Origin of the sequence: Corynebacterium testudinoris (assembly GCF_001021045.1) — a bacterium.
GTDB classification, from domain to species: domain Bacteria; phylum Actinomycetota; class Actinomycetes; order Mycobacteriales; family Mycobacteriaceae; genus Corynebacterium; species Corynebacterium testudinoris.
On sequence record NZ_CP011545.1, the window covers coordinates 2,215,348 to 2,236,830 of the forward strand.

Genomic DNA, 21,483 nt, shown 5'->3' on the forward strand with positions numbered 1-21,483 from the left:
CATTCTTTTCAGGCTCTGAGAAAAACCTGGTAAATCCTAAAATTTAACTTAATTTCCCACGCGAAATTTGCTTCTGGCGCCGCTTTTCCCGCAAGGCTGGGGGGTCATCGGACGTAATCAAAACACCCGCGGCAATCCCCCCGATAGCCCCGAATAGGTGCGCTTGCCACGAGACGCCCGGCACGCCGGGCAAAACGCCCCACACGAGACCGGAATAGAACACGCCCAGAATGACGCCCGTGAGGATCTGTGAAAGGCTGCGATTGAAAATTCCCCTCACCAGCAGGTACGCCAGCCACCCGTACACCAGGCCGGAAGCGCCAATATGATTGGTGCCCACTCCGCCGAGTAACCACACACCGGCGCCACCCAGAATCACCACAAAAGCGGTTACCTCCCACCACACTCGCGCCCCGGATGCTCCCACGAGGAAACTAAATATCGCTCCTGGCACCGTATTGGAAATGAGATGGTCAATGTTCGCATGTAAAAGCGGCGAGGTGAAAATGTGCCACACCGATGACAAGTCGAGCGGATGGATACCGAAATAGACGAGGTTTCCACCGAAAATAACCGCGTTAATTATATGGACAGCCCAAATTGATATGACGTAAATCCCGGCAAACAGCAAGCCGGAACGCATGGGAGAACGCTTCTTGCGGGCGGGCACCGCAGGCGTGGGGGTCACAGGAAACTGAGTCATAGTGCCACCCAGATTAACGGTTAGCGGTGGTTAAGGCAGCGTAGGTCCCCAGTCCATAGCCCGGCGCGGCTCCGATGATTGCCGCGACGATGGCGGCTTCGACCACGTCCGCCGCGGCCCGGCACAGCTCGCCGAGGGTGGGGATGTCGACCAACCCGGGGGCGGGGGCCGTCGACACCGCGAAGAGGGTGTCACCGTCGAGGGGTGAATGGGCGGGGCGGATGGCGCGGGCGATGCCGTCGTGTCCGGTCATCGCCAAGCGTTGGGCCTGCGCCGTGGTCACCGGCGCAGTGGTCGCAATAATGCCGATCGTGGTGTTGAGCTGTGCTGCGGGAGGCTCCAGGGCGCGGAAGCGCTCGAGGTCCACGGCCGCGAGCCGGGGATCGCCATACAGCCGGCCCGTCCGCGGATCAATTACCGAGCCCACCGGGTTGGCCACCACGCCGGCCGCGACCATGTACTCCCCCACCTGGACGCTGGCCTGCCCAAATCCGCCGCGCAGCACTCCGGCGGTGGCTCCGCATCCAGCACCAATGCTTGTCGACGTCCCCGCGTCCCCACCATCGCCCGTCAGCGCAGCGCGGGTCGCCGCCGCCCCATCGGCGGCGGTCGGACGATGGGCCGGGTCGCCGACGAAGAGATCGAAAATGACGGCGGCGGGCACGATGGGCACCCGGGGTCCCTCGCGTTCCTCGCCGAGGACGGGAAAGCCGATGCCGGCCCGTTCCAATTCGGTCATGACACCGTCGGCGGCGGCGAGGCCGAAGGCCGATCCGCCGCACAGCGCGATCGCGTGGACGCGATCGACGGTGTTGTGTGGTGCCAGCAGATCGGTCTCGCGGGTGCCGGGCCCACCCCCGCGGACGTCGACAGCCGCTGTCATGCCTGCGGGACCGGCTAGGACGACGGTGACCCCGGTGTCCCCCAGGCTGGTGTGGCCGAGCTGGATACCGGGGACGTCGATAAGCAGGCCACCCATGGCGCTACTCCCCTTTGAGTGCGGTGAGCAGGCTGTCCTGGTTAAAGCCGAGCCACTCGACGAGCATCTCGCGGTCCGCGTCAACCGCCTCGTCGATGCCCCCGGGCGTGGCAGAAAGATAAAGGCGCAGATCGTTGAGCCCGGCGATGAAAGCCCATGCCTGCTCCTCGCTCAGCGTGAGCTCCACGCCACCATCGGGGCCCACGACCTCGGCGATGACCTGCAGGTTGGCCAGCTTTGCGCGACAAATATCGTTCTCGTGGAGGCTGCGCAGGAGGGAATTATCGCCCTCGTATTCCTCATCGCCCTCCCGCTCGAAGTCGGGCAGCAGGCGCGCCATCGCCGGATCCTCCGGGGCATCCTTGTGGCCGGAAGGAATGCCGGTGAGCTCAGACAACTCGTCCCGGGGCGCTGACTGCGCGCGGGCCATGATCGCCTCGCTCACCGCGGCGGTGAGATTGCCCAGCACCTCACGCTCCATCGGCTCCAGCACCGTGGTGAACTTCGGGGCCCGCATGAGACCCTTCTTCCTCTTCCAATTCTTCATCGCAGCTACCCTCGCCTATCCCGCCTGCTGCATGGTGGCCCAGAGGCCAGCGACGTGCAGCTTCTTCACGTCGCCCTCAACTTTGTCCTTCTCACCCGAGGAGACAACTGCCTTGCCCTCGGTGTGCACCTGCATCATCAACTCCGTCGCCCGCTTGCGGTCATATCCCAGCACGGTTTGGAAGACATAAGCCACGTAGCTCATGAGATTGACCGGGTCATCCCAGACGATGCACATCCACGGCAAGTTCTCGGCCGTGGCGACGTTGACCTCAATGGCCTCGTCGAGTTCCGGGGTCGCCATGGGCATCGGCGAACTCATCAGATGTGGGCAGTCCATGTCACACAGCCTAGTCACCCGAGCAGTTCGCGGGCGGAACCGGTGGTGGTGGGCCGGACAATGTTGTAGGTTCGAGGCCAGTTACGCCTTCGATGCGGCCTCCACCATCGGGAACCAACCAGGAAGCGATCTACCGTCATGGCCACCGGACTCAACCAGCTGTTGAACAGCCCAAGCGGATTCCGCGATCTGCTGCGCCACATTGGGTTTTTCGTCAGCGCCCTTGGTCTTATCCTCACGATGGTTCTCGGCGCCACCCAAGGCACCACACCAGGTGCTCAGCCCGGCGGAACCGACTCATCCTACGAATCGCCCTCCCCGGAGGAGCAGGCCCACCTGGAAGAGATCCGCACTGAGCTCAACACGGCGATCCTGGAGCTGCGGCACAACGCCACCGTCAAGCCGGCCATCATGGATCCCTTCGAGTTGCAGCTCCAGGCCCAGAAGTGGGCCGAGCACACCGCGGTGCTGGGGAGGGAAGAAGCGACCGACACCAACGTGGCCATGATCCAGCACAACCTTCCCGTCGGTGAGGCCAATGCGTATAACTTCGTCGACGCCTGGATCCGATCCGGGTCCCACCTCAATGTCCTCGTCGACCCGGAGCACACCTTCTACGGGATCGGCGTGGCCCAATCCCAGGGCCGGGTGTGGGTGGCTATCCAATTCTCCCGCTAGCCCGGCTGGTGTCCTTGCTGCGTTAAGGTGGGCGGTGTGAACACGGTCAATAACACGGTCAAAGCGTCTTCCCTGCCCCAGAATCGTTCGACGTCGCTGCTGACGGACAAGTACGAACTGACCATGCTGCAGGCCGCCCTGCGTGATGGCACGGCCCATCGTGCCTGCGCCTTCGAGGTTTTCTCCCGTCGCCTGCCCAATGAGCGGCGGTATGGGGTGGTGGCCGGTACCGCCCGAGTGTTGCACGCCGTGCAGGATTTTGTTTTCACCGACGCGCAGCTGGCTACCCTCGATTTCCTCGACGAGGAAACTTTGGAGTATTTGCGCAATTATCGCTTTACCGGGCAAATCGATGGTTACCGGGAAGGTGAGCTCTACTTCCCTTATTCGCCGCTGCTGACCGTGCGGGGCACCTTTGCGGAGTGTGTCATTTTGGAGACGGTCATCCTCTCCATCATGAATTCTGATTCGGCGGTGGCGTCGGCGGCTGCCCGCATGGTTACTGCCGCCGATGGCCGTCCGATCATTGAGATGGGGTCGCGTCGCACGCATGAGTATGCGGCGGTGACGGCCTCTCGGGCTGCGTATCTCGCGGGTTTTGAGGCCACCTCCAACTTGGAGGCCGCGCATCGTTATGGCATCCCTGCGTCCGGTACGTCGGCGCACGCGTGGACGCTGTTGCACATCGATGAGGATGGCACACCCAACGAGGCTGCGGCCTTCCGCTCGCAGATCGAATCCCTGGGTATTGATACGACGTTGTTGGTGGACACTTATGACATCACCAAGGGCGTGGAGACGGCAATTGAGGTCGCCGGGCCGGAGTTGGGTGGGGTCCGCATCGATTCCGGTGATTTGGGCGCTGTGACCCGCCGGGTGCGCAAGCAACTCGATGATTTGGGTGCCCACAACACCCGCATCGTCGTTTCCTCCGACCTCGATGAGTTCGCTATTGCGGGCCTGCGCGGCGATCCCGTCGATGCGTTTGGTGTGGGTACGTCCGTGGTCACCGGCTCCGGCGCGCCGACGGCGTCCATGGTGTACAAGCTCGTCGAGGTTGATGGGCATCCCGTGTCCAAGCGTTCCAGTGGTAAGGGCATGACCGGCGGGGCGAAGCGGGCCCTGCGCACTTACCGCGCCTCCGGCGTTGCCGTTGAGGAGCTCGTGTACCCCTTCGACTCCCCCGATCCGGAGGTCGGCCACCTGAAGTCCGCCGTGCTGTCTACCCCGCTGGTGCGCGACGGTGAGGTGCTGGACAACCTGCCGAGCCTGCATGATTCCCGCGCTTACCTCGCGTCTCAGCTGCTCACCCTCCCGTGGGAGGGCCTCGCCCTGTCCCGCGATGAGCCCTCCATTTCCATCCGGTTCGTCGGTTTCCCCGCCGAACGTCGGTAGCCTCACTGTGTCTGAACAACCCTTGACGTCGTCCACAGAAGAGCTTCTCGACGCCGCGGTGGCCGCCCTTGGCGGCACCCGCCGGGATGGTCAGGTGCGGATGGCGCAGGCCGTCACCGCCGCTTTGGAGGGCGAGCGGCACCTCGCTGTCCAGGCCGGCACTGGTACCGGTAAGTCGCTGGCGTACCTCGTCCCGGCGATTCGGCATGCGCAGGCCAACAACACCAAGGTCATCATTTCCACGGCGACGATCGCCCTGCAGCGCCAGCTCGTCGACCGCGATCTGCCCCGCCTCGTCGAGGCGCTGGAGCCGCTCATGGAGCGCCGACCGACCTTCGCCATCATGAAGGGGCGGTCGAACTACGTCTGCCTCAACCGAATCGGCGCGGTCGAGGATCCGGCGGACGCGCTCATCGATGAGGCTGACGTGTCCTGGCTTGGCCGCCACATTGCCCGCGTCCACGAGTGGTCGCAGGAAACGACCCGCGGCGACCGCGATGACCTCGAACCCGGCGTGCCCGATCAGGCGTGGCGGCAGGTTTCCGTCACCTCCCGCGAGTGCCTGGGCGCGACCCGCTGCCCCCACGGCGAGGACTGCTTCGCCGAGCTCGCGCGCCGGGAGGCGAACGAGGTGGACATCATCGTCACCAATCACGCGCTGCTGGCCATCGATGCCCTCGCCGACGCGAACATCCTCCCCGAGCATGACACCGTCATCATCGACGAGGCCCACGAGCTCGACGGCCGCATCACGTCCGTCGCCACCAACGAGCTCTCCTCCGCCACGCTCAAGCTTGCGGCGAAGCGCGCCGGCAAGCTCGACGCGGACGGCAAGGACACCAAGCTCGAAGAGGTTGTTGATGACTGGTTGCAGATGGCTGAAGACCTGCCGGAGGGCAGGTGGACGTCGATAAGCGAGGACGCCCACGGCCCCCTCGCTGGACTGCGTGACTCCCTGTGGTCGCTTCGCGACGCCGTCGCCCGCGCCCCCGAGGGCGAGGCTGCGGCCGACCCGGAAAAGGCAGCCGAGCGGCACAACCTGAGCAACCATCTCATGGAGCTTCACGACGCCGTCGTGCGGATCCTCGACGTCTTCGCTGAGACCGATCCCGCCGCGCAGCGCGACGTCGTCTGGCTCGACCGCGACGAGCGCCGCGGCGATGTCCTCACCGTGGCACCCCTGTCCGTCGCCGGGCTGCTGCACTCCCGGCTGTTCGCCGAACAAACCGTCGTGCTGACCTCCGCCACGCTGACGTTGGGTGGCCGGTTCGACGCGATGGCCGCCGCCTGGGGCCTGCCGAAGGGCACGTGGGATTCCCTCGACGTGGGCACCCCCTTCGATCCGGCGAAGGCGGGCATCCTCTACACCGCCCGCCACCTGCCCGATCCCGGACGCGATGGCCTCTCCCCCGAGACTCTCGACGAGATCTACGAGCTCATCATGGCCGCCGGCGGACGCACCCTCGGGCTGTTTTCTTCCCGACGCGCCGCCGAACAAGCCACCCAGGCCATGCGCGCGCGCCTGCCCTTCGACGTCCTGTGCCAGGGCGACGACGCGACCGGCGCCCTCGTAGACAAGTTTTCTAAAAACGACAACACGTGCCTCTTCGGCACCCTCACCCTATGGCAGGGCGTGGACGTGCCGGGGGCATCGTGTTCCCTCGTGCTCATCGACCGGGTCCCGTTTCCCCGCCCAGACGACCCGCTGCTGCAGGCCCGCAAAGAGGCCGCGACTGCCGAGGGACGCAACGGATTCATGGAAGTAGCCGCCACCCATGCGGCCCTTCTCCTCGCCCAAGGTGCTGGGCGTTTGCTGCGCTCGGTCACCGACCGCGGTGTCGTGGCCGTGCTCGACAACCGCCTGGTGACCAAGCGCTACGGCTCATTCCTCCGGGCCTCCATGCCCGGATTCTGGAACACCACCGACCCGAAGGTCGTACGCGGTGCCCTGAGCCGCTTGGTTCAGGAGCGGTAAGGAATCGGCTCGCCGCTGGCCTTGAGGGCAGCGTGAGCGACGATGCACATCGTCATCGGCAGCGCGACAATGATGCCGATGACGATGAGGCTACCGACGCCCTGCAATAGGATGGTGAACAAAACGATCAAGAACGTGGCACCAGGGTTGGCCTTAACAATCTGGAAGGAATTGCGCAGCGCACCCAAAACGCCATCCTGCGGGCGAATGAACACCAAGCTGAGGGCGAAGTAAAGGAAGAACGCAACAACCAGGCCCGGAATGATGAACAGCACCATGCCGAGCAGAGTCAGAATAGACACCAAGAGGTACACGCCCAGCGGCGCAGCAAGACCGGACAGCTTGAAGAAATCACCGAACGTGACATTCTCACCGCGCACCTGGCGCACACCATTGCGGTACATGTTGAGGCTCCACACGAAGCTCACGGCGAACAGGAGGAGGTAGGCCACGACCAGGGCGATCACACCAAGCGGCGTGAACTGGGGCTGCTCGTTTCCATACGCGTCAGTGGTCACGTCGCTGGACACAATGATCGGGACGATAGCTACCAAAACGATGCCCACGCTGACCGCGAAGTACACCAAGAAGGACAACACCCACGGGAGGAAGTTGCTGAACAGAGCCTTCGACCCCTGCGTGAAGCTTTCTACTGCATCGATCGTGCGGTTTGAGGTATCGAAAGCCTGCGGGTTCTCGGAATAGCCGGCGTAGCCGGAATTCTCCCCTTCGCTAGCGCTATAAGGATCATATGGCTGGGTCACAGTGACTCCCCATTCTCGTGAAAAATATTTGGACCACAAGAGTATGCCACGCGGGAAGTAACTTAGCGAGATTTAGTATCGGGCGTCACGGTGCATACGCGACAGCCGTGAGCGTCCCCGGAGCCACTTCCGTATAGCCCCCATCGCGCACCTGCACCGCACCAGGGCGGTTGCTGCACTCCTCAAATTGCGAGGTGGGAATCTCCCGCACGTTGAGCGGGAAACCCTTCTCCGCCCACCCGCGGACCCACTCCAGGTCGCGGTCGGCCGCCAGAAGCATGCTGGCGTGGCCGACCTGCGCGGCCGCTTTGCCGGTGGTCATAGCCAAACCAGCATCGATAACGATGGTGGGGACATCGGGGTCGACGGGGCCGGGGGCATCAGCAGGCAATTCTGTCCCCTGGATCTGCAACTTGCGTACCGCGTCGGGGACGCGGCTGACTGCGGTCGGGACGAAGGCGCGGGCCTGGGCCCCGGCGGCGCTCATCGTAATCCCCGGGACGGCCTGCACATCGTCCCACGCCTTGTTCCGCGCCCGGCGGGCCACCTTGCGGATGAGGTGGTCATACCAGTCTTCGAGGCCGGTCCGCCACGCCTCATCGGTGGCGACCTCCTCCGCCAGGCACACGCTCACGACCGCGCGGGCGGTCGCCTCCAGCAGGTCAGTGCGGTGGGGTGGATCTGACTTGGGCACGTGCAAGGCAATCTGCATCGCCTGCACGGTGTCCGGGTCGGCGGGGTCCTCGGACCGGGCGTGACGGTCGCTGCTCACCCGCTCGACGAGGAGCGCGTGCGCGAAGGCGAGGGAATCGGTCATTGGTCGAGGGGGACTCGATGGAACGTGCCATCCTCCAGGTCCGAATCGTCGATCTCATTGCGAGGGATACCCAGGATATGGAGGACCTCATCGAGGAAAGGATGATTCACCGACGTATCGGCCACCTCACGGAGAGCCGGCTTGGCATTGAAGGCAATGCCCAGGCCCGCCGCAGAGAGCATATCGATGTCGTTGGCACCATCACCGACGGCAACGGTCTGGTACATCTTCAAGCCAGAGTCCTCGGCGAACTCCCGCAGGAACTCCGCCTTCGCCGCCCGATCCACAACCTTGCCGATGACCTTGCCCGTGAGCTTGCCATCGATAATCTCTAGAGTGTTGGCCCGGGTGTAATCCAACTCGAGCTCCGCAGACAGATCCTCGAGCACCTGGCTAAACCCGCCGGAGACCACCGCGGTGCGGTAGCCCATCTTCTTCAAGGTGCGGATGGTCGTGCGGGCGCCGGGGGTGAGTTCGATGTCGGCAGCGACGGCGTCAATCACCGAGGCATCAAGGCCCGCCAGCGTGGCCACGCGCTCCCGCAGCGACTCCTCAAAGTCCAACTCACCACGCATGGCCCGCTCAGTCACCTCCGCGACCTCGGCCTCCTTGCCAGCGTGGGCAGCCAGCATCTCAATGACCTCGCCCGTGATCAACGTGGAATCGCAGTCAAAGCACACGAGGCGCTTCGAACGGCGCAGCAAACCGGCACGCTCAATGGCAATATCCACCCCCAGCTGGCCGGTCAGCTCGGCGAGCGCCTTACGCAGAGCCTGCCCGCCACCCGGCTCCGGGTTGGCGATGGTGATCATCAGCTCCAGGCCGGTGATCGGGTAATCGGCGATGCCCCGGATGCGGTCAATGTTCGCGCCGTAGTTGGCCAGGGTCTGGCCAATGGAGGATACGTTTGCGGCGGTGACGGGGTTACCCATGACCACAACAACGTGGGTCGAGCGCGGTCGGGACTGCACGACGCCGTCGACGATCTCGACGGTCACCTTCTGCCCGTGCGCCCGTAAGGTCTCCGTGAGACCCTCGCGCAGGCGAACTTCTCGCTCGGGGTGGAAGCCGACGTAGGCGGCGAGCGAAAGGAAACCGCGGAACTGGGACTGCTCGACGTCGAGAAGCTGGACATCGTTGGCGGAGAGCACGCGGAAGAAGGACGCGGTGACTCCGGGGCGGTCAGGGCCAGAGACGGTGATGACGGCCGGCTGCAGGCCGTCCTGCAGCGAGACCTGGAGTGCCTCGGGATTGTCATGGTTCGATGAGTGTGCGGCCACGGTGGCAGGTACTTTCCTGTTGTTGATGCTTCGACCCCCGGGAGAGAGTGGATCTCTACCGGGGGTCGAATATCAGTCGGAGGTTCTACGAGGTAGGGCTGGTCAGCCCCCGGGCGGGGGGCCGGGCACCTTTAGTTGTCAGAGCCAACTGCTGCGGGGGACGGGGACTGAGTCTTCTCAGCCCGCTCGTCGTGGTGTCCCACGTGAGACTCACGACGCATGCGCTCCACCATGTGCGGGTAGTGCAGCTCGAACGCAGGACGCTCGGAGCGGATACGCGGCAGGGAGGTGAAGTTGTGGCGCGGCGGCGGGCAGGAGGTAGCCCACTCGAGGGAGTTGCCGTAGCCCCACGGGTCGTCGACGGTAACAACCTCGCCGTAGCGCCAGGACTTGAAGACATTCCAGATGAACGGAATGACGGAAGCGCCGAGGAGGAAGGAGAACACCGTGGAAATCTGGTTGAGGGTGGTGAAACCATCCGAGTCCAGGTAGTCGGCGTAACGACGCGGCATGCCCATGTTGCCCAGCCAGTGCTGGATGAGGAAGGTGCCGTGGAAGCCAACGAAGGTCAACCAGAAGTGGATCTTGCCCAGACGCTCGTCGAGCATGCGGCCCGTCATCTTCGGGAACCAGAAGTACACGCCAGCGAAGGAGGCGAACACGACGGTACCGAACAGGGTGTAGTGGAAGTGAGCGACAAGGAAGTAGCTATCTGCCAGCTGGAAGTCCAGCGGCGGGGAGGCCAGCATGATGCCGGTGAGGCCACCGAAGAGGAAGGTCGCGACGAAGCCGACGGACCAAATCATCGGAGTCTCCCACGTGATGTGACCCTTCCACATGGTTCCCACCCAGTTGAAGAACTTGACGCCGGTGGGGACCGAAATCAGGAACGTCATGAACGAGAAGAACGGGAGGAGGACCGCACCGGTGACGAACATGTGGTGCGCCCACACAGCCATGGAGAGAGCGCCGATCGACAGGGTAGCGAAGACCAGGCCGATGTAGCCGAACATGGGCTTGCGGGAGAAGACCGGGATGACCTCAGAGACAACACCGAAGAACGGCAACGCGAGGACGTAGACCTCGGGGTGGCCGAAGAACCAGAACAGGTGCTGCCACAGGATGGCGCCACCGTTGGCAGTGTCGTAGATGTGTGCGCCGAGCTTGCGGTCGTAGAGCACGCCGAGGGCGGCGGCCAGCAGCAGCGGGAAGATCATCAGGGCGATGACGGAGGTGACGAAAATGTTCCAGGTGAAGATAGGAAGACGGAACATCGTCATACCCGGTGCGCGCAGGGTGAGGATGGTGGTGAGCATGTTGATCGCGGAAGCGACGGTACCGACACCGGTGGCGCCGACGCCGACGATCCACAGGTCAGCGCCCACACCCGGGGTGTGCACGGCATCCGACAGCGGGGAGTACATGGTCCAACCGAAGTCAGCAGCACCGCCCGGGGTGAGGAAGCCGGCGAGCATGGCCACGCCACCCACCGTGGTAATCCAGAAGCCGAAAGCGTTGAGACGCGGGAATGCCACGTCAGGAGCGCCGATCTGCAGCGGCAGAACGAAGTTAGCGAAACCCCAGACGATCGGGGTACCAAAGAGCAGCAGCATCACGGTGCCGTGCATGGTGAACAGCTGGTTGAACTGCTCGTTGGACAGGAACTGCATGCCCGGGGAGAACAGCTCCGCGCGGATCAGCAGGGCCATCAAGCCACCGAGGAAGAAGAAGCTGAAGGACATGATGATGTACATGATGCCCAGCTGCTTGTGGTCGGTGGTGGTCAGCATCATCCAGGCCTTGGAGCCCTTGCGGGCATGGCCTGTGGGTTCTGGACGTTCCGGGTGGGCGTAATCGTCCACCCGTGGTGCCACAGCGGTCATAGTTCCTCCTGAATACGAGGCAATCCGCGACTGTCGGACTGCCAAGCCTTTACCGGACCTCACATTTTGAAGGCGCGTAAGAGACAATCCAGCCTATTGGGGCTGGAGACAACCGTTAGTCTAACTCGCTACCCCTTCAAAAACACATGAATACGTGGGGCAATGACGCAAAACGCGGGGTTTACCCCAGAACCCACCCGCACCAGTGACCCAAGACACACCTGCGAACAGGGACATTGGCATTCTTGGCCTGGACGGGGAACTGGAAACTCCCCCCGGTAGTAATCAACCTTTAGATGGAGCCTGCCCCTACTACCCCCGGAAGCCCCAGTTTCTTGCCAACCTGGGACCCCGGGAATGCACGCCTTAAGGGCGAAGATCAAGCCTCCGCAACAGCTGGGCGTTGAGCGCGACGACGACTGTGGAGGCCGACATGAGGATCGCGCCCACGCTCATCGGGAGCACGAACCCAATGGGGGCGAGAATGCCCGCAGCCAAGGGGACGGCGATGAGGTTGTAGCCCGCCGCCCACCACAGGTTCTGCTTCATCTTCCGATACGTGGCACGGGAGAGTTCGTAGACAGAGATGACCGAGCGGGGATCATCGGAGGCGAGGATGACACCGGCCGACGCAATGGCGACATCCGTACCCGCTCCGATGGCGATACCGACGTCCGCCTGAGCCAAGGCGGGAGCGTCATTGACGCCGTCGCCCACCATCGCGACCTTGCGACCCTCCTGTTGCAGTTCGGCAACCTTGGCTGCTTTATCTTCCGGGTGCACCCCCGCAAAGACGCGGGAGATTTTAAGCTCGCGTGCCACCGACTCGGCGACCGCCTCGGCATCGCCGGTGATCATGACCACCTCGACGCCCATGGCGTGCAACGCCTCGACGGCCTCCCGGGATTCGGGACGGATCTCGTCGGCGAGGCGCAGGGCGCCGATGACGCGGCCGTCGGCAAGCACATGGAGGATGATCGCGCCCTCCTCGCGCCATTGTGCGGCGATGGGGAGCTCGGATTGTTCGTGTTGTTTGAGGAGGTAGGGTCCACCGACCTCGATCCTGTGGCCGCCGACCTCGGCGCGTACCCCGACAGCAGGCGACGAGGAGAATCCGACGGCCTGGGGCACCTCAAGCTCGCGGGTGCGCGCGGCGGCGACGATTGCTCGGGCGAGCGGATGCTCACTGTCCGCCTCGGCGGCCGCGGCGAGCGCGAGGACCTCATCGTCGGTGCGGTCGACGGCGTCGATAGCGGTGACGGTCGGCTCACCCTTGGTGAGGGTGCCGGTCTTATCGAAGAGCACTGTATTAATGGTGCGCATCGATTCGAGCGCGAGCCGATCCTTGATAAGGATGCCACCGCGGGCCGCCTGCTCGGTCGCAATGGAGACCACCAACGGAATGGCCAGGCCGAGGGCGTGCGGGCAGGCGATGACGAGGACGGTGATGGTGCGCACGACGGCATCATCCGGCCGACCCAACACGGTCCACACGATGGCGGTGAGAATGGCCGTGCCGAGGGCGTACCAAAAGAGCCAGCCGGCGGCGGTGTCCGCGATGCGCTGGGCGCGGGATGAGGAGGCCTGGGCATCGGCAACAAGCTGTTGAATGCCCGCCAGCGTGGTGTCATCGCCGGTGGCGGTCACCTCCACGCGAAGGCCAGAATCGGTGGCGATCGTGCCGGCGACAACTCGGTCGCCGGGCCCACGCCGGACAGCCCGGGACTCGCCCGTCACCATCGATTCATCCATCGACGCCGAGCCTTCGACAATGACCCCGTCGGCGGGTACCGACGCCCCCGGCCGGACGATCACGACATCGCCAACGGCGAGATGGGCGGGCGCGACCTTCACCACATCGTCCCCGTCAACCTTTTCGGCCTCATCAGGAAGCAACGCAGCGAGGGAATCGAGCGCAGAGGTGGTCTGCGCCAGGGAACGCATCTCGATCCAGTGACCCAGCAACATGATGACCACCAGGAGGGCCAGCTCCCACCAGAAGTTCAATTCGTGGCTCAGCAGGTGCAGGCTCGCACCCCACGAAGCCAGGAAGGCGACGGTGAGCGCCAGGGCAATGAGCAGCATCATCCCGGGCTTGCGGGCACGGATCTCACTCAGCCCGCCACTAAGAAACGGTCGGCCGCCCCAGCCGTACATGACGGTGCCCAACAGCGGGGATACCCAGCGGACCCACTCGGCATCGGGAAGCGAATAACCGATGAGGTCGGCGAACATGTCGTTGAAGACCACGACCGGGATGGAAAACGCCAGCATGATCCAAAACAGTCGCCGGAACTGCGCGACGTGGTGAGCGTGTCCCCCTTCGTGGTGATCGTGGTCCATATCCATGGCTAGCTCCTGACGGCGGTGAAACCGGCCTCATCGACGGCGGCGAGGACCGCAGCGTCGTCGATAAGCGTCTCGGAGGTGACGGCGAGGCGTCCGGTGGCGGCGCTGACATCGATGGCGGTGACGCCGGGGATCTCCGAAACTTCGCTGCGGATGGCGGATTCGCAGTGCCCGCAGCTCATGCCGGTGACCTGGTATTCGGTGGTGGTTGCCATGGTGGTGACTCCTTCTCTCGGGGTTGGTTCACCTCCACCATATACCCATGGGGGGTATTTTCAAGGGGTTGGGCCAAGAAAAAGCCCGCACTGGCAACAATGCGCCGGTACGGGCCAAAAGGGCGAGTGGGGCTAGAACTCCCAGTCGTCGTCGGTGGTGTGTTCCGCCTTACCGATGACGTAGGAAGAACCGGAGCCAGAGAAGAAATCGTGGTTCTCATCCGCATTCGGGCTCAGCGCCGAGAGGATGGCCGGGGAGACACGAGTCTCATCCGCCGGGAAGAGCCCCTCGTAGCCCAGGTTGTTGAGGGCCTTGTTGGCGTTGTAGCGCAGGAAACGCTTGACATCCTCGGTCCAGCCGAGCGGATCATAAAGATCCTCGGTGTACTGCTCCTCATTCTCATAAAGATCGTAGATGAGGTCGAAGGTGTATTCCTTCAGCTCAGCGCGACGCTCGGGGGTTTCCTTGGCCACGGCCTGCTGATACTTGTAGCCGATGTAGTAGCCATGGACGGCCTCATCGCGGATGATGAGGCGGATGATGTCAGCGGTGTTGGTCAGCTTGGCGTGGGACGACCAGTACATCGGCAGGTAGAAGCCGGAGTAGAAGAGGAAGGACTCCAGGATCGTGGAGGCCACCTTGCGCTTGAGCGGATCAGAGCCCTCGTAGTAGGACAAAATGATCTTGGCCTTGCGCTGGAGGTGCTCATTCTCCTCCGACCAGCGGAAAGCGTCATTGATCATGGGGGTCGAGGCCAACGTCATGAAAATATTGGAGTAGCTCTTGGCGTGGACCGACTCCATGAACGCAATGTTGGTGAGGACAGCCTCCTCGTGCGGAGTGCTGGCGTCCGGCAACATCGACACAGCGCCTACCGTTCCCTGGATCGTATCCAGCAGGGTCAGGCCCGTGAACACCCGCATCGTGGCCTGCTTTTCCATCTCATTGAGCGTGGCCCAGGTCTTCAAATCGTTGGACACCGGGACTTTTTCCGGAAGCCAGAAATTACCCGTGAGACGATCCCACACCTCCGCGTCCTTCTCATCCGGAACCTCGTTCCAGTTGATAGCCAACACCGGGCCGCCATGGGAGTCAACGTACGGGTCGTACTCGTGGCTTTCAGAAGGATCAGACATGGAAAACCCCTGCTCTAAATAAGGAAATGGACGTTATACCCAAGGCTGATAAAGCCCAAGAAAACTGCATGCTCACCACGATACGGAATGGCGAGTCGACGGGTCCCACTCTACCGAGATTCCCCGGAACGCACATGTCCGCCATGCCACATACTTTAGGACCGGATTAGGAGTACTCTGAGACAGAAAAACTGGCCGCGGCAAGTATTCATCCGATAATGTTGACGTGACCCTTGCCCGCCATGAATAAATTCACCTGACTTTTGATATCTCCGGCGACGCAAATCCACAGGTGAAAGTGAACTCTCATCGAAAAGGATGCGAACACCGATGCCCGAGGCACAGCGCACACCCGCCGCACCGCTCGTAGAAATAATTCTCAACGAGCTGGGCCGCGAGATCATTTCCGGAATCCTTCCCCCGGGAAAGACCTTCACCCTCCAAGACATCGGGGACCGCTTCAGCATCTCACGAACCGTGGCCCGAGAAGCCATGCGCGCCCTCGAACAATTAGGGCTAGTGTCCTCATCGCGGCGAGTCGGCATCACCGTCCGCCCCAGCGCGCATTGGGCCGTCTTCGACCAGGCCGTGATCAACTGGCGCCTGGAATCCCCCACCCAACGCCGCGCACAACTGCTCTCGCTCAACGAGCTTCGCACCGGAATCGAACCCCAGGCTTCCCGCCTGGCCGCGGCGGCCGCGTCCTCCCAGCAACGAACCGAACTCGTCGAACTCGCCACCACGATGCGCGAGCTCAGCCGATCCGGCCGCGCAGCCTCGCAGTCATTCCTCGACGTGGATCTGCGCTTCCACGCACTCCTCATGGAAGCCTCGGGCAACGAAATGTTCGCCGCCCTCATTCCCCCACTGCTCTGCGTCCTCGAAGCGAGAAGCCGCTACGACCACATCTCGGCCATGCCCGGAGATCGCGCCATTGCCACCCACGAAGACCTCGCGGCCGCCGTCGCCTCCGGCGACCGGGTGGCCGCCGAAAACTACTCCCGCTCACTGCTCTCGGATACTGAACACGCGGAGCGCTAGCTCCGCCCGGCGGCTGACGCCGGGCAGGGCGGGGACGTCGAAAAGCTGCCGAGATGCTGCCGAGACAGCTACAGCATGCAGCTGACGCAACCCTCAATCTCGGTGCCCTCGAGGGCGACCTGACGCAGGCGGATGTAGTACAAGGTCTTGATGCCCTTGCGCCACGCATAGATCTGAGCGCGGTTGATGTCGCGGGTGGTGGCAGTGTCCTTGAAGAACAACGTCAACGACAGGCCCTGATCGACGTATTTGGTGGCCACGGCGTACGTATCGATGATCTTCTCGTAGCCGATCTCGTACGAATCCTGGAAGTACTCCAGGTTGTCGTTGTCCATGTGCGGCGCCGGGTAGTAAACGCGGCCGATTTTGCCTTCCTTGCGGATCTCAATCTTGGAGGCGATCGGGTGGATCGACGAGGTGGAGTTGTTGATGTAGGAAATCGAACCCGTCGGCGGGACAGCCTGGAGGTTGCGGTTGTACAGGCCATGCTCCATGACCTCGGCCTTGAGGTCGGCCCACTCCTCGGCAGAAGGAACAGTGACGGTGGAGTCGGCGAACAGCGCCTTGACCTTGTCGGTCACCGGCTGGAAATCGGCCGGGTCGAAGCTGTCGAAGTACGTACCGTCGGCGTACTTGGAATCCTCGAAGCCGACGAACTTCTCGCCGCGCTCGCGGGCAATCTTGTTGGAGGCACGCAGAGCTTGGTAGAGGATCGCGGCGAAGTAGGCGTTGGTGAAGTCCAGACCTTCCTCCGAGCCGTAGTACATGCGCTCGCGACCGAGGTAGCCGTGCAGGTTCATCTGCCCCAGGCCAATGGCGTGAGCGGCGTTGTTGCCCTCGCGGATGGAGGGAACGGAGTTGATCGCGGTAGATTCGGCGACCGCGGTGAGCCCACGGATAGCCGTCTCCACGGTGGATGCGAAGTTCGGCGAATCCATCGTCATGGCGATGTTGAGCGAGCCGAGGTTACAGGAAATGTCCTCACCGATGTGCTCGTAGGTGAGGTCCTCGTGGTAGGTCGAGGGGGTGTTGACCTGCAGGATCTCGGAGCACAGGTTGGACATGTTGATCCGGCCGGAAATCGGGTTCGCAGCGTTGACCGTGTCCTCGAACATGATGTACGGGTAGCCGGACTCGAACTGAATCTCAGCGAGCGTCTGGAAGAACTGGCGCGCGTTGATCTTGGTCTTGCGGATACGGGGATCCTCGACCATCTCGTTGTACAGCTCAGAAACGGAAATATCGCCGAATGGCTTGCCGTAGACGCGCTCGACGTCATAAGGCGAGAACAGGTACATGTCATCGTTGCGGCGGGCCAGCTCGAAAGTGATGTCGGGGATGACCACACCGAGCGAGAGAGTCTTGATGCGGATCTTCTCATCGGCGTTCTCGCGCTTGGTGTCCAGGAAGGACATGATGTCGGGGTGGTGGGCGTTGAGGTAGACCGCACCCGCACCCTGGCGTGCGCCGAGCTGGTTGGCGTAAGAGAAGGAATCTTCCAGCAGCTTCATCACGGGGATAACACCCGAAGACTGGTTCTCAATGTGCTTGATCGGCGCACCCGACTCGCGCAGGTTGCTCAGCAGCAGGGCAACGCCGCCGCCACGCTTGGACAGCTGCAGGGCGGAGTTGATGGCACGGCCGATCGACTCCATGTTGTCCTCGATGCGCAGGAGGAAACAAGAAACCAGCTCGCCGCGCTGCGCCTTGCCGGCGTTGAGGAAGGTCGGGGTCGCGGGCTGGAAACGGCCGGACATGATCTCATCGACGAGGTTCTCCGCCAGCGGACGATCACCGTTGGCCAAGAACAGGGCGGTCATGGACACCCGATCCTCAAAGCGCTCGAGGTAGCGGCGGCCATCAAAAGTCTTCAGCGTGTACGAGGTGTAGTACTTATACGCGCCGAGGAAAGTCTGGAAACGGAACTTGAAGGCGTAGGCACGCTTAAACAGGGACTTAATAAAGTCAAAGTCATAGAGCGCCAGCACCTCCGGCTCGTAATAACGATTCTCCACGAGGTAATGCAGCTTTTCTTCCAAATCATGGAAGTACACGGTGTTCTGGTTGACGTGCTGGAGGAAGAACTGGTTCGCGGCCTCGCGGTCCTTATCGAACTGGATCTCACCCTTCTCGTCATACAGGTTGAGCAGCGCGTTCAGCGCGTGATAATCAAGCTGTTCCGCCTGGCTCACCGGCTCGGCGACGGACTTTCCCATGGGCTGGCTCGTGGTGGTCACGTTTCCTTGCCTTTCACTCTCGTTGGTAGGTTAACTAGCTGCTGGTTCGGGCTGGAGTCCGAGTTGTTCCGCGTTCTCTAACAAGCCCGCGCGGAGGATTTCCACGTCCTCATCGTTTCCCAGCAGTTCAAAGCGATAGACATACGGCACCTGGCACTTTTTGGAAATGACCTCGCCGGCCACCCCGAAATCAGTACCAAAGTTGGTGTTTCCGCTCGACACCACCGCACGAATGAGGCTGCGATTGTGTTCGTTATTAAGAAAGCGAATGACCTGCACCGGAACGGGACGCGAATTCTGATTGCTTATCGACGCCCCGCCTCCATACGTCGGACAAATCAGCACGTAAGGCTCATCCACCACCAGCGGTTCCTCCGCTTTCAGCAGAGGAATCCGCTGGGCAGGAAGCCCAAGCTTATCGACGAACCGACGAGTATTCTCCGTAGCGGAGGAGAAATACACGACGAGCATGCCGTTTCACTTCCTTAAGTTGACGCTTGAGGGTTCTCTAACTAACAAAGCCGCCCAGCTGGTGGTGGGCGGGCTCAGCGATGCGAGGAGGTTTCAGCGGAGGCTCTCCGACTCCCGACGGGATATCGCCTCCACTTCACTGCCGGAGCAGCTTAGGCGACGACGGCAGTCAGGTTGTTGATCCGCTCGGGGCGGAACCCGGACCAGTGCTCACCATTGGCCTCCACCACCGGGGCCTGGAGGTAACCCAGGGCCAGGACGTAGTCACGAGCATCATCGTCCAGGCTGATGTCCACGGTGTCATATTCCAAACCAGCACGATCCAGAGCCTTCTTCGTGGCCTTGCACTGAACGCAAGCGGGCTTGGTGTAGAGGGTGATAGCCATGGGAGTTGTCCTCAATCTGTGTCGTCTGTCGTGCTTCTGGCACTTCTTCCGTGCTCCGGGTTTCCCCGGTAGCGACAGTTAATGACACTATACTTTGTGGTCAATGGGCGCAACCAGCACTATATATAGTAGTTACACGGATGAAACTCCCAGGATGTGAGCACAACCAGGCCCACATGTTGACCTTGCCCCCGCAAGCATTGCTCGCCCCGGAACAACACCGATGGGATTTCCGCTGTTCGCGCGCTTTTCCGGCAGTATGCAGTTACCAAATCGTTATAAACTGGGGCGGCTGCGGTCTTGTGGGGCTGGTGATGCTCATCGGGTTGCGGCCTGCATCCTCCCGACGCCCTGCTCCCGACCGGAACGCTAGCCCGGGCCCAAAACCCCAGGACGCTCCTCGCCAGCCAGCCTTCCCGTCGCGAGGAGGGCGTCGGGATCAGGTTATGGGGCAACGACCACCTGACCCACACATGCGACCCAAAACCCGCACTTCCTAACAACTCCGGGGCCAATCGCCCTTCCAAACCGGCCAAGTTGTTAGGAAGTGCGGGTTTCGCCGACTCGGCCGGCCAAAGCTGGGGCAGGCATAACGAAAACCGCCCGCTCCCCAACGGGAGGCGGACGGCTGACGATTATGCAGAGGCGAGCTCTTAACCCTGACGGGCCTTGAAGCGCGGCTCCTTCTTGTTGATCACGTAGACCTTGCCACGACGACGCACAACCTGGGCGCCCGGCTTATTCTTCAGCGACCGAAGCGACTTGCGGACCTTCATCGGGCGCTCCTTTCTGTATGCGCGTTATCGGAATGCGACTAATTTTCCTGCAGTGACTGGGGATCTGTCACCGATGTACTCGGCGAGTCCACCAGCCATGACACGAGGAGATATGTTACCTGACGCCTGCCTCATCCACCAAAACAATTGCCCTAGCTGTTCGTGGGCCGCGATTCGGGCAACGGTGGCGGCTAGTATCGGCAGCATGTCTCAGGCTCCCGAATCTTTGCAGCATTCCATTATCAGTGCTCTGCATGCTTTGCCGATTATCGACGCCGCCGCGGAGATCGACGCCCGCGTCGCCTTTCTCGTGGATTATCTTAAGGCGTCCGGGGCGAAGGGGTTTGTCCTGGGCATTTCCGGCGGGCAGGACTCGACTTTGGCGGGTCGGCTTGCTCAGTTGGCCGTCACCGATCTGCGCGAGCAAGGCCGGGACGCGGAGTTTTGGGCAGTGCGTCTCCCCCACGGCACTCAGGCCGATGAGGATGATGCTCAGGAGGCCTTGCGTTTCATCAACCCCGACCACAGCGTGACCGTCAATATTGCAGAGGCCACCGCGGCGATGGACCGCGCCGTCGCCGCCTCCATCGGTCTGAGCAATCTCGGCGATTTCAACAAGGGCAACGTGAAGGCTCGTCAGCGGATGATTGCTCAGTACGCGATTGCGGGCGAGAAGAATCTGCTGGTCATCGGCACTGACCATGCGGCGGAGAACGTCACGGGGTTTTTCACCAAGTTCGGTGATGGCGCGGCTGATCTTCTCCCCCTCGCCGGTTTGAATAAGCGTCAGGGTGCCGCCCTACTGCGGGAGCTGGGCGCGCCGGAAAGCACGTGGCGGAAGGTTCCCACCGCTGATCTCGAGGAAGATCGCCCGGCCCTGCCGGATGAGCACGCCCTCGGGGTCACCTATGAGCACATCGATGACTACCTGGAAGGCCGAAAGGTGCCCGATGACGCCCGGAGGCGGATCGAGCACCTGTGGACGGTGGGCAATCACAAGCGGCATACGCCGCCGGAGCCCACCTCAACGTGGTGGCGTTAGTGGTGGCTTAGTAGCGTTCCGGTTCTTCGGCGATCTCGAACTCTCGGCCCGAGATCTCGGTGGCTTGGATGCGCACCCAGTTGTACTTGAGGGTCGGGGCCCAGGGCTTGAGGTCGAGGGTTTCGGCGTGGGCGACTGCCGCACTGTCTTCTAGTACTTCGGCGGTGCCGCGGACGATGACGGACCAGGCGGTGCCGTCGTCAACGCCGTCGGCCTCGAAGAGTACGTCGTGGTTGAGGGTGAGGGTGAAGAGCTTGGAGCCTTCGGCGGTGCGGAAGTAGATGTCTTCGCCATCGATGACGAAGTTGATCGGGAAGATCTCCAGGTCCTTGTTGCGGTGCAGCACCAAGCGACCGGGCTGGACGTCGGCTAGGTAAGCCAAGGATTGTTCGACGGTGAGCTTGCGGAAAACGTTGTCGTTCATGGACATGGTGGTCTACTCCTGAAGTCTCACGGTCGCGGGTGCGGC

The 21,483-nt window shown here is 62.4% G+C and carries 21 protein-coding genes; 5 read left to right on the forward strand and 16 right to left on the reverse strand.

The features are described 5' to 3' along the window. Window positions 1-43: 43 nt before the first annotated feature. The 4 genes from CTEST_RS10620 to clpS are packed head-to-tail and all read right to left on the reverse strand — an operon-like array spanning window position 44 to window position 2,532. Complete coding sequence (locus tag CTEST_RS10620; RefSeq protein WP_376701802.1) at window positions 44-703, reverse strand: rhomboid family intramembrane serine protease; 660 nt, start codon at window positions 701-703, stop codon at window positions 44-46. A gap of 13 nt (window positions 704-716) precedes the next feature. Next, complete coding sequence (locus CTEST_RS10625) at window positions 717-1,682, reverse strand: P1 family peptidase (RefSeq protein ID WP_047253710.1); 966 nt, start codon at window positions 1,680-1,682, stop codon at window positions 717-719. 4 nt (window positions 1,683-1,686) lie between these two features. Next, complete coding sequence (locus tag CTEST_RS10630; protein WP_047253711.1) at window positions 1,687-2,229, reverse strand: DUF2017 domain-containing protein; 543 nt, start codon at window positions 2,227-2,229, stop codon at window positions 1,687-1,689. Window positions 2,230-2,244: 15 nt separating this feature from the next. Continuing rightward, a complete protein-coding gene (clpS, locus tag CTEST_RS10635) occupies window positions 2,245-2,532 on the reverse strand; it encodes an ATP-dependent Clp protease adapter ClpS (protein WP_047254413.1) in 288 nt (95 codons plus the stop codon). A 174-nt stretch (window positions 2,533-2,706) separates the two neighbouring features. Between clpS and CTEST_RS10640 the strand changes: the two genes are divergently transcribed. The 3 genes from CTEST_RS10640 to CTEST_RS10650 all read left to right on the forward strand — a co-directional run bounded on the left by CTEST_RS10640 (window position 2,707) and on the right by CTEST_RS10650 (window position 6,616). Further along, window positions 2,707-3,246 carry a CAP domain-containing protein gene (locus CTEST_RS10640; protein ID WP_047253712.1) on the forward strand — a complete coding sequence of 180 codons (540 nt, stop codon included), beginning with the start codon at window positions 2,707-2,709 and terminating at the stop codon, window positions 3,244-3,246. A gap of 72 nt (window positions 3,247-3,318) precedes the next feature. Beyond that, on the forward strand, window positions 3,319-4,641 hold the full coding sequence (locus CTEST_RS10645) for a nicotinate phosphoribosyltransferase (protein ID WP_047254414.1): 1,323 nt from the start codon (window positions 3,319-3,321) through the stop codon (window positions 4,639-4,641). Window positions 4,642-4,648: 7 nt separating this feature from the next. Next, window positions 4,649-6,616: an ATP-dependent DNA helicase gene (locus CTEST_RS10650; protein ID WP_047253713.1), complete on the forward strand. Its 1,968-nt coding sequence runs from the start codon at window positions 4,649-4,651 to the stop codon at window positions 6,614-6,616. On the opposite strand, the gene CTEST_RS10655 is transcribed toward CTEST_RS10650, so the two are convergent. From CTEST_RS10655 to nrdF, 7 genes are all read right to left on the reverse strand, one after another. Further along, a complete protein-coding gene (locus CTEST_RS10655; RefSeq protein WP_047253714.1) occupies window positions 6,604-7,380 on the reverse strand; it encodes a hypothetical protein in 777 nt (258 codons plus the stop codon). The genes CTEST_RS10650 and CTEST_RS10655 overlap by 13 nt on opposite strands. A gap of 85 nt (window positions 7,381-7,465) precedes the next feature. Further along, the gene (locus CTEST_RS10660) at window positions 7,466-8,197 is read right to left on the reverse strand and encodes a peptidyl-tRNA hydrolase (protein ID WP_047253715.1); all 732 of its coding nucleotides are present in this window, start codon (window positions 8,195-8,197) and stop codon (window positions 7,466-7,468) included. Next, window positions 8,194-9,477 carry a phosphoserine phosphatase SerB gene (gene serB / locus CTEST_RS10665; RefSeq protein WP_047253716.1) on the reverse strand — a complete coding sequence of 428 codons (1,284 nt, stop codon included), beginning with the start codon at window positions 9,475-9,477 and terminating at the stop codon, window positions 8,194-8,196. Before serB ends, CTEST_RS10660 begins: the two co-directional genes overlap by 4 nt. A 131-nt stretch (window positions 9,478-9,608) precedes the next feature. Then, the gene (gene ctaD / locus CTEST_RS10670; protein ID WP_047253717.1) at window positions 9,609-11,360 is read right to left on the reverse strand and encodes an aa3-type cytochrome oxidase subunit I; all 1,752 of its coding nucleotides are present in this window, start codon (window positions 11,358-11,360) and stop codon (window positions 9,609-9,611) included. Between the two features lie 366 nt (window positions 11,361-11,726). Next, window positions 11,727-13,709: a heavy metal translocating P-type ATPase gene (locus CTEST_RS10675; protein ID WP_201774810.1), complete on the reverse strand. Its 1,983-nt coding sequence runs from the start codon at window positions 13,707-13,709 to the stop codon at window positions 11,727-11,729. Between the two features lie 2 nt (window positions 13,710-13,711). Further along, a complete protein-coding gene (locus CTEST_RS10680) occupies window positions 13,712-13,924 on the reverse strand; it encodes a heavy-metal-associated domain-containing protein (RefSeq protein ID WP_047253718.1) in 213 nt (70 codons plus the stop codon). A gap of 132 nt (window positions 13,925-14,056) precedes the next feature. Continuing rightward, the gene (gene nrdF / locus CTEST_RS10685; protein WP_047253719.1) at window positions 14,057-15,061 is read right to left on the reverse strand and encodes a class 1b ribonucleoside-diphosphate reductase subunit beta; all 1,005 of its coding nucleotides are present in this window, start codon (window positions 15,059-15,061) and stop codon (window positions 14,057-14,059) included. 330 nt (window positions 15,062-15,391) lie between these two features. Between nrdF and CTEST_RS10690 the strand changes: the two genes are divergently transcribed. After that, window positions 15,392-16,102 (forward strand): FadR/GntR family transcriptional regulator, encoded by a 711-nt coding sequence (locus tag CTEST_RS10690; RefSeq protein ID WP_144413274.1) that lies wholly within the window; start codon window positions 15,392-15,394, stop codon window positions 16,100-16,102. A 68-nt stretch (window positions 16,103-16,170) separates the two neighbouring features. Here the strand turns inward: CTEST_RS10690 and nrdE are convergent, their stop codons facing one another. The 4 genes from nrdE to ykgO form a co-directional block, all read right to left on the reverse strand. Continuing rightward, the gene (nrdE, locus tag CTEST_RS10695; protein ID WP_083985744.1) at window positions 16,171-18,318 is read right to left on the reverse strand and encodes a class 1b ribonucleoside-diphosphate reductase subunit alpha; all 2,148 of its coding nucleotides are present in this window, start codon (window positions 18,316-18,318) and stop codon (window positions 16,171-16,173) included. 51 nt (window positions 18,319-18,369) lie between these two features. Continuing rightward, complete coding sequence (nrdI, locus tag CTEST_RS10700) at window positions 18,370-18,810, reverse strand: class Ib ribonucleoside-diphosphate reductase assembly flavoprotein NrdI (RefSeq protein ID WP_047253722.1); 441 nt, start codon at window positions 18,808-18,810, stop codon at window positions 18,370-18,372. A gap of 152 nt (window positions 18,811-18,962) precedes the next feature. Further along, window positions 18,963-19,196 (reverse strand): glutaredoxin-like protein NrdH, encoded by a 234-nt coding sequence (gene nrdH / locus CTEST_RS10705; protein ID WP_047253723.1) that lies wholly within the window; start codon window positions 19,194-19,196, stop codon window positions 18,963-18,965. A 653-nt stretch (window positions 19,197-19,849) separates the two neighbouring features. Then, a complete protein-coding gene (ykgO, locus tag CTEST_RS10710; RefSeq protein WP_005511141.1) occupies window positions 19,850-19,972 on the reverse strand; it encodes a type B 50S ribosomal protein L36 in 123 nt (40 codons plus the stop codon). Window positions 19,973-20,177: 205 nt separating this feature from the next. Between ykgO and nadE the strand changes: the two genes are divergently transcribed. Next, complete coding sequence (gene nadE, locus CTEST_RS10715) at window positions 20,178-21,014, forward strand: ammonia-dependent NAD(+) synthetase (RefSeq protein WP_047253724.1); 837 nt, start codon at window positions 20,178-20,180, stop codon at window positions 21,012-21,014. Window positions 21,015-21,021: 7 nt separating this feature from the next. Here the strand turns inward: nadE and CTEST_RS10720 are convergent, their stop codons facing one another. Next, window positions 21,022-21,444 (reverse strand): pyridoxamine 5'-phosphate oxidase family protein, encoded by a 423-nt coding sequence (locus tag CTEST_RS10720; RefSeq protein WP_047253725.1) that lies wholly within the window; start codon window positions 21,442-21,444, stop codon window positions 21,022-21,024. Between the last annotated feature and the right edge of the window lie 39 nt (window positions 21,445-21,483).

Excerpts from the sequence above, each read along its gene's own strand:
- ykgO (WP_005511141.1), bottom strand. The coding sequence starts at position 19,972 with ATGAAGGTCCGCAAGTCGCTTCGGTCGCTGAAGAATAAGCCGGGCGCC.
- CTEST_RS10690 (WP_144413274.1), top strand. The coding sequence starts at position 15,392 with ATGCCCGAGGCACAGCGCACACCCGCCGCACCGCTCGTAGAAATAATT.
- CTEST_RS10675 (WP_201774810.1), bottom strand. The coding sequence starts at position 13,709 with ATGGATATGGACCACGATCACCACGAAGGGGGACACGCTCACCACGTC.
- nrdE (WP_083985744.1), bottom strand. The coding sequence starts at position 18,318 with ATGGGAAAGTCCGTCGCCGAGCCGGTGAGCCAGGCGGAACAGCTTGAT.
- CTEST_RS10620 (WP_376701802.1), bottom strand. The coding sequence starts at position 703 with ATGACTCAGTTTCCTGTGACCCCCACGCCTGCGGTGCCCGCCCGCAAG.
- ctaD (WP_047253717.1), bottom strand. The coding sequence starts at position 11,360 with ATGACCGCTGTGGCACCACGGGTGGACGATTACGCCCACCCGGAACGT.
- nrdH (WP_047253723.1), bottom strand. The coding sequence starts at position 19,196 with ATGGCTATCACCCTCTACACCAAGCCCGCTTGCGTTCAGTGCAAGGCC.
- CTEST_RS10660 (WP_047253715.1), bottom strand. The coding sequence starts at position 8,197 with ATGACCGATTCCCTCGCCTTCGCGCACGCGCTCCTCGTCGAGCGGGTG.
- CTEST_RS10625 (WP_047253710.1), bottom strand. The coding sequence starts at position 1,682 with ATGGGTGGCCTGCTTATCGACGTCCCCGGTATCCAGCTCGGCCACACC.
- nrdF (WP_047253719.1), bottom strand. The coding sequence starts at position 15,061 with ATGTCTGATCCTTCTGAAAGCCACGAGTACGACCCGTACGTTGACTCC.
- CTEST_RS10680 (WP_047253718.1), bottom strand. The coding sequence starts at position 13,924 with ATGGCAACCACCACCGAATACCAGGTCACCGGCATGAGCTGCGGGCAC.
- clpS (WP_047254413.1), bottom strand. The coding sequence starts at position 2,532 with ATGGCGACCCCGGAACTCGACGAGGCCATTGAGGTCAACGTCGCCACG.
- CTEST_RS10640 (WP_047253712.1), top strand. The coding sequence starts at position 2,707 with ATGGCCACCGGACTCAACCAGCTGTTGAACAGCCCAAGCGGATTCCGC.
- nrdI (WP_047253722.1), bottom strand. The coding sequence starts at position 18,810 with ATGCTCGTCGTGTATTTCTCCTCCGCTACGGAGAATACTCGTCGGTTC.
- nadE (WP_047253724.1), top strand. The coding sequence starts at position 20,178 with ATGTCTCAGGCTCCCGAATCTTTGCAGCATTCCATTATCAGTGCTCTG.
- CTEST_RS10720 (WP_047253725.1), bottom strand. The coding sequence starts at position 21,444 with ATGTCCATGAACGACAACGTTTTCCGCAAGCTCACCGTCGAACAATCC.
- CTEST_RS10630 (WP_047253711.1), bottom strand. The coding sequence starts at position 2,229 with ATGAAGAATTGGAAGAGGAAGAAGGGTCTCATGCGGGCCCCGAAGTTC.